5 protein-coding genes and 1 pseudogene are annotated in these 6,000 nt (G+C 70.7%); all 6 read left to right on the top strand.

All coding sequences use genetic code 11. The annotated features are described in order from the left end of the window. Positions 1-257: pseudogene (locus CJZ86_RS16910) on the top strand (hypothetical protein); the annotation flags it as partial. Positions 258-334: 77 nt separating this feature from the next. Further along, positions 335-796, top strand: coding sequence for a DUF2996 domain-containing protein (locus tag CJZ86_RS04320; protein ID WP_233133827.1), 462 nt, complete (start codon positions 335-337; stop codon positions 794-796). Positions 797-899: 103 nt separating this feature from the next. Further along, positions 900-1,991 carry a magnesium-protoporphyrin IX monomethyl ester (oxidative) cyclase gene (gene acsF / locus CJZ86_RS04315; RefSeq protein WP_094584707.1) on the top strand — a complete coding sequence of 364 codons (1,092 nt, stop codon included), beginning with the start codon at positions 900-902 and terminating at the stop codon, positions 1,989-1,991. Positions 1,992-2,078: 87 nt separating this feature from the next. Further along, positions 2,079-3,491 carry a TldD/PmbA family protein gene (locus CJZ86_RS04310; RefSeq protein WP_094584739.1) on the top strand — a complete coding sequence of 471 codons (1,413 nt, stop codon included), beginning with the start codon at positions 2,079-2,081 and terminating at the stop codon, positions 3,489-3,491. Positions 3,492-3,493: 2 nt separating this feature from the next. Further along, positions 3,494-4,888 carry a TldD/PmbA family protein gene (locus CJZ86_RS04305; protein ID WP_094584706.1) on the top strand — a complete coding sequence of 465 codons (1,395 nt, stop codon included), beginning with the start codon at positions 3,494-3,496 and terminating at the stop codon, positions 4,886-4,888. Further along, a complete protein-coding gene (gene fmt, locus CJZ86_RS04300) occupies positions 4,885-5,943 on the top strand; it encodes a methionyl-tRNA formyltransferase (protein ID WP_094584705.1) in 1,059 nt (352 codons plus the stop codon). Before CJZ86_RS04305 ends, fmt begins: the two co-directional genes overlap by 4 nt. The last annotated feature ends 57 nt before the right edge of the window (positions 5,944-6,000 follow it).

Here is a 6,000-nt window from a genome sequence, read left to right as displayed (position 1 = left end):
GGGCCGGCCGATCCGAGGCGCGCTCCGCCGCCGCGCCTCCCGCCCAAGCCGCTCCAGCGGCCACCGCCGCTGGACCCAGCCGGGCCCCCGGTGAGCCGGCCCCGACGGTCTCGGTGCCCTACCGGGTGCTGCACCGTCCCGAGGCCTCAGGCCCGCGCCCGTTCCGTCCGGAGCCGGCGGTGGTGTCGCGCCCTCCGGCCCCGGCCCCGGCCAGCGCCGCCGATGACTGGGGCAACAACGACGGCGAGGAGTGGTGATTCCGGTCGCCGCGACCACCTGCGGCTCCGGGACGCTGCCTAAAGTTCCTCCACCTCCGCGCCCAGGGACCGCACCGGTGACCGAGACCCCCAGCAACACCCCCGACCCTGTCGTCGCCGCCCCCGTGAAACCAGAGGCGCCCGCCGCGGCCCCCGCCGCCGCGAAGGCCAAGCCACCCGCCCCGGAGGACAAGCCGTTCGAGGTCTTTGTGCCGGAGCTGCTGCTGCCGGCCCTGGTCAAGGAAATCGAGGCCTACGGCGGCCCGGCCCCTGAGCTGGTGTTCGAGCAGGGCACCATGCCGGTGGTCGGGGCCGACTGCTGGATGGTCCGGGGGCGGCTGCCGGGCGAGCGCCGCTTCTGGCTCTGCTTCACCCGGCCCGACATCAGCTCCGCCAAGACCATCGCCCTCAGCGAGGGGGCCGGCAGCCCCAGCCTGCTGGAGTCGTTCCTGATCGACGAGAAGAAGATGACCCTGTCGCTGCTGGTGTCGCGGGTGGTGCAGCGGCTCAACGGCCAGAAGTGGCTGGGCCCCAACTGAGGCACCTCCCCGTCCGCCGGCTTCACATCCGCGGCTTCACATCCGGACCGATGGCGGGGATCGATGCCTACGATGGCTGCCGAGCTCTCTGAACGCCCGCGCGATGGTGCCTCCCGCCACCCAAGCCCCCACCGCCCCCCGGGTGGGCACCCCGGATGCCCCGGCCATCAAGGACCCGGTGAAGGACACGATCCTCACCCCGCGCTTCTACACCACGGATTTCGACGCCATGGCGGCGATGGATCTGCGGCCCAACGAAGTGGAGCTGGAGGCCATCTGCGAGGAGTTCCGCAAGGACTACAACCGCCACCATTTCGTCCGCGACGACCAGTTCGAAGGCGCCGCCGACAAGCTGGACCCCGAGACCCGTCGGGTGTTCGTCGAGTTTCTCGAGCAGAGCTGCACCTCGGAGTTCTCGGGCTTCCTGCTCTACAAGGAGCTGAGCCGCCGCATCAAGGAGCGCAACCCGCTGCTGGCGGAATGTTTCGCCCACATGGCCCGCGATGAGGCCCGCCATGCCGGCTTCCTCAACAAGGCCATGGCCGATTTCGGCCTCCAGCTCGACCTGGGCTTCCTGACGGCCACCAAGGCCTACACCCACTTCCAGCCCAAGTTCATCTTCTACGCCACCTACCTCTCCGAGAAGATCGGCTACTGGCGCTACATCGCCATCTACCGCCACCTGGAGCAGCACCCGGAAAGCAAGATCTTCCCGATCTTCAACTTCTTCGAAAACTGGTGCCAGGACGAGAACCGCCACGGCGACTTCTTCGACGCCCTGATGAAGGCCCAGCCCGACACCGTGCGCGGCTTCACCGCCCGCCTCTGGTGCCGCTTCTTCCTGCTGGCCGTGTTCGCCACCATGTACGTGCGCGACGTCGCCCGCAAGGAGTTCTATGAGGCCCTCGGGCTTGATGCCCGCACCTACGACAAGTACGTGATCGCCAAGACCAACGAAACCTCCGCCCGGGTGTTCCCCGTGGTGCTCAACGTCGAGCACCCCGAGTTCTACGAGCGGCTGGAGAAGCTGGTGCAGAACAACGCCGCCCTCGATCGGGCCGACCGTTCCGGCGCCCCGGCGCCGGTGCGTGCCCTGCGCAAACTGCCCCACTGGTTCGGCAACGGTGTCCAGATGGCGCGCCTGTTCCTGATGGCGCCGATCCGCAGCGAGCGCTTCCAGCCCGCCGTGCGCTGAGCCGACCCGCCAGAATCGGCCGAGTTCTCCCTTCGCCGCTTGGTCGTCTCCCCTCCCACCGGCGCACCGGCCGGCACTGCGCTCACCCTGTCCCCGGCGGCCCTCGGCGATCCGGCCTGGCGTTCCGTCCTGGAGCCGCTCCTGGCCTCTGGGCGCTCGGCCGGGGCCGACCTGGTGGAGGTGTTCCTGGAGCGCTCCGACCACCTCGGCCTGCTCGCCGAGCAGGATTCGATCACCAGCGTCAGCCCGGCCTTCGGCGCCGGGGCAGGGCTGCGGGTGTTCCTGGGGGATCGGGACGGTTTCGTCTCCACCAATGACCTGAGCGCCGCCGGCCTGCGGGCCGCCCTTGAGCAGGCCCTGGGCATGCTGGGCCTCGTGCTCCCCGCCCACACAGGCGGGGGCTTTGACGGCCTGCCCGAGCTGCGCGACTTCGCCGCCACCAAGGACGGCTGGCTGCCGTCCTGTCCGTCCCTGGCGGAGGCAACCAGCCGTCTGCTTGAGGGCACCGACCGGCTCCAGGCCCATGGCCACCACCTGCAGGTGCGTCGCGGCAGCTATGCCCGCGACTGGCAGGAGGTGCTGGTGGCCGCCAGCGATGGCACCTTCGCCCGGGACGTGCGGCTGCACCAGTCGGTGGGCCTCAATGTGCTGGCGGCCGACGGCGACCACCGGGCCAGCCTGGGCCGCCGCTACGGCACCTCCGACAGCCCTGACGACCTGCGTCGCTGGGATGTGGAGGCGGCCGCGGTGGAGGTCTGCAGCAGCGCCGGCACCATGCTTTACGCCGATTACGTCGAGGCCGGCCAGTTTCCTGTTGTGCTGGCCAACCGCTTCGGCGGTGTGATCTTCCATGAGGCCTGCGGCCACCTGCTGGAGACCACCCAGGTGGAGCGGGCCACCACCCCCTTCGCCGACATGGTCGGCCAGGCCATCGCCCACCCCTCCCTCACGGCCATCGACGAAGGCCTCACCGCCGGCGCTTTCGGGTCCCTGGCCATGGACGACGAGGGCATGGAACCCCAGCGCACGGTGCTGATCGAGAACGGCGTCCTGCAGCGTTTCCTCAGCGACCGGGCCGGGGAGCGCCGCACCGGCCATCCCCGCACCGGCAGCGGCCGGCGCCAGAGCCACGCCTTCGCCGCCGCCAGCCGCATGCGCAACACCTACATCGCCGCCGGCCCCCACAGCCCGGAGGATCTGATCGCCTCCGTCGACAAGGGGCTCTACTGCAAGTCGATGGGGGGCGGCAGCGTCGGCCCCACCGGCCAGTTCAACTTCGCCGTCGAGGAGGGCTACCTGATCGAGAACGGAACCCTCACCAAGCCGGTGAAGGGGGCCACCCTGATCGGCGACGCCAAGGAGGTGATGCCCCGGATCTCCATGTGCGCCAACGACCTGGAGCTGGCCGCCGGCTTCTGCGGCTCGGTCAGCGGCAGCATCTTCGTCACCGTGGGCCAGCCCCACATCAAGGTCGACACCATCACCGTGGGGGGACGCTGATCATGGGAACCACCGAATCAGCGGCCGCCAGCCTCGATGCCGAGGTGCTGCGCCAGCGGCTCGACCAGCTGGCCCAGCGTGAGGGGGTCCGTCGCTGGGATCTGGGCGCCTCCTGCAGCACCGACACCTCCGTGCAGGTCGACCGGGGCGAAGCCAAGCAGATGAAGGGCGCCCAGCGCAGCGCCATCACCCTGAGGGTCTGGAACGACGACGGTCTGGTGGGCATCACCAGCACCTCCGACCTCTCCGACGCCGGCCTGGCCCGGGCCCTGGCCGGGGCCCGTGACGCCAGCGCCTACGGCAACGTCGATGAGGTCCCCGACTTCTCCCCTCTGGCCACCGCGCCGCTGCCGGTCCTGGAGCAGCCGCTCCGCCCGGCCGTCAGCATCCTCAGCCTGCTGGACACCCTCAAGGAGGCCGAGCGCGACCTGCTCGGACGCCATCCCGCCATCGGCACGGTTCCCTACAACGGCCTGGCCCAGCGCAGCAGCGACCGGCTTTACATCAACAGTGACGGCGCCTGCCGCCAGCAGCGCCTCACCACCGCCTCCCTCTATCTCTATGCCCGGGCCGAGGAGGCGGGCCGCAAGCCCCGCAGCAGCGGCGCCGTGCGTCTGGCCTACGGCGCTTCCGACCTCGATGTGGCCGGCTGCGTTCAGGAGGCGGCGGAGCGCACCATCGCCCACCTCGATTACGCCCCCATCGCCACCGGCCGCTACACCTGCGTCTTCACTCCCGAGGCCTTCCTCGACCTGATCGGCGCCTTCAGCAGCCTGTTCAATGCCCGCGCCGTGCTCGATGGCGTCAGCCTCAGCCGGCGCGAGTCCCTGGGCGAGCAGCTGGCCGTTCCCTTCTTCTCCCTGCACGACAACGGCCTGAATCCGGCCAACGTGGGTGCGGCCGCCTTCGACGGCGAAGGCACCCCCACCGGTCGCCTGTCCCTGGTGGAGGGCGGGGTGCTGCGCCACTTCCTCCATTCGGAGGCCACGGCCCGGGCCTTCGGCGTTGCCCCCACCGGCCATGCCGGCCTGGGGGCCAAGGTGTCGGTGGGCCCCGACTGGTTCGAGATCGGCCCCACCCCCGGCAGCGACGGGGGCGCCCGGGGCCTTGACCGCTTCGCCTCCGGTGCCGGCGGAAGCGATGGGCTGGTGGTGATCGATTCCCTCTCGGCCCTCCATGCCGGCGTCAAGGCCAGCCAGGGCTCCTTCTCCCTCCCCTTCGACGGCTGGCTGGTGGAGGGCGGCACCGCGCGCTCCATCGAGGCCGCCACCGTGGCCGGTGACATCCGCACCCTGCTCAAGGCCATCGTCGGTTTCGAGGGTCAGGCCAAAGTGACCCCCGACGGTCTCTGCCCCCACGTGTGGGTGGAGGGTCTCTCGATCACCGGCGACGCTTGAGGATCCTGTTCTGGGGCACCCCGGCCTACGCCGTGGTCAGTCTCGAGGCCCTGCTACAGGCCGGCCACAGCATCGTTGCTGTGGTGAGCCAGCCGGACCGGCGCCGTGGCCGGGGCAAGGCCCTGGTGGGCTCCCCTGTGAAGCAGCGGGCCCTGGAGCTGGCTCTGCCGGTGTTCACCCCCGAGCGGATCCGCCGCGATCTTGGCTGCCAGCAGGAGCTGGCGGCCCTGGGGGCGGACCTGTCGGTGGTGGTGGCCTTCGGCCAGATCCTGCCGCCGGCGGTGCTCTCCCAGCCCCCCCTGGGCTGCTGGAACGGCCACGGTTCCCTGCTGCCCCGCTGGCGGGGGGCCGCGCCGATCCAGTGGGCCCTGCTGGAGGGGGATGGCGAAACCGGCGTGGGCATCATGGCGATGGAGGAAGGACTCGACACCGGCCCGGTGCTGCTGGAGCGGCGCCTGTCCATTCCCCTGCTCCAGAACGCCTGCCAGCTTTCGGAACGGCTGGCGCGCCTCACCGGGGAGCTGCTGGTGGAGGCCCTGCCGCTGATCGAGGCGGCGGGTGCGGGGCCTGAGCCGGAGCGGCTTGCCCGCCTCGGGGTGCGTCCCCAGGCCGGAGAAGGGGTCAGTCACGCCCGCCAGCTCACCAAGGAGGACACCCTGGTGGACTGGAGCGGCTCCGCCCTGGCCATCCATCGCCGGGTGATGGGGCTGTATCCCTATGCCTCCTGCCCCTGGGGGGCCGAGCGGCTGAAGCTGCTGGCCACCGAACCCCTCGTTGTTCGTCTGAGGGACCAGCTCACCCCCGCGGCCGCCGCCCTGGCCGACCGCTGGGGCAGCCCCAGCCAGGACGGGACATCAGTGGATGGCTCGTCAGTGGCTGGCCCCGGCACCGTGCTCTCGGTGGTGGAGGGGGAGGGGCTGGTGGTGGCCACCGGTGGCTGCCCTGTGCTGCTGCGCCAGGCCCAGCTGCCGGGACGGCGTCCGAGCGAGGGACAGGCCCTGATCCAGCAGCTGGGGCTGGTGGTCGGTGATCGGATCGGTGTAAATACCCCCTGATCCGCTCTTTCGGCAAGGGGTCTTGACGTTTTGTTCCCTTAGCAGCGTCTCAGTGTT

It is taken from the genome of Synechococcus sp. BO 8801 (assembly GCF_002252675.1).
Classification (GTDB): domain Bacteria; phylum Cyanobacteriota; class Cyanobacteriia; order PCC-6307; family Cyanobiaceae; genus Cyanobium.
This window is presented reverse-complemented; position numbering and strand designations above follow the sequence as displayed.

Excerpts from the sequence above, each read along its gene's own strand:
- acsF (WP_094584707.1), top strand. The coding sequence starts at position 900 with ATGGTGCCTCCCGCCACCCAAGCCCCCACCGCCCCCCGGGTGGGCACC.
- CJZ86_RS04305 (WP_094584706.1), top strand. The coding sequence starts at position 3,494 with ATGGGAACCACCGAATCAGCGGCCGCCAGCCTCGATGCCGAGGTGCTG.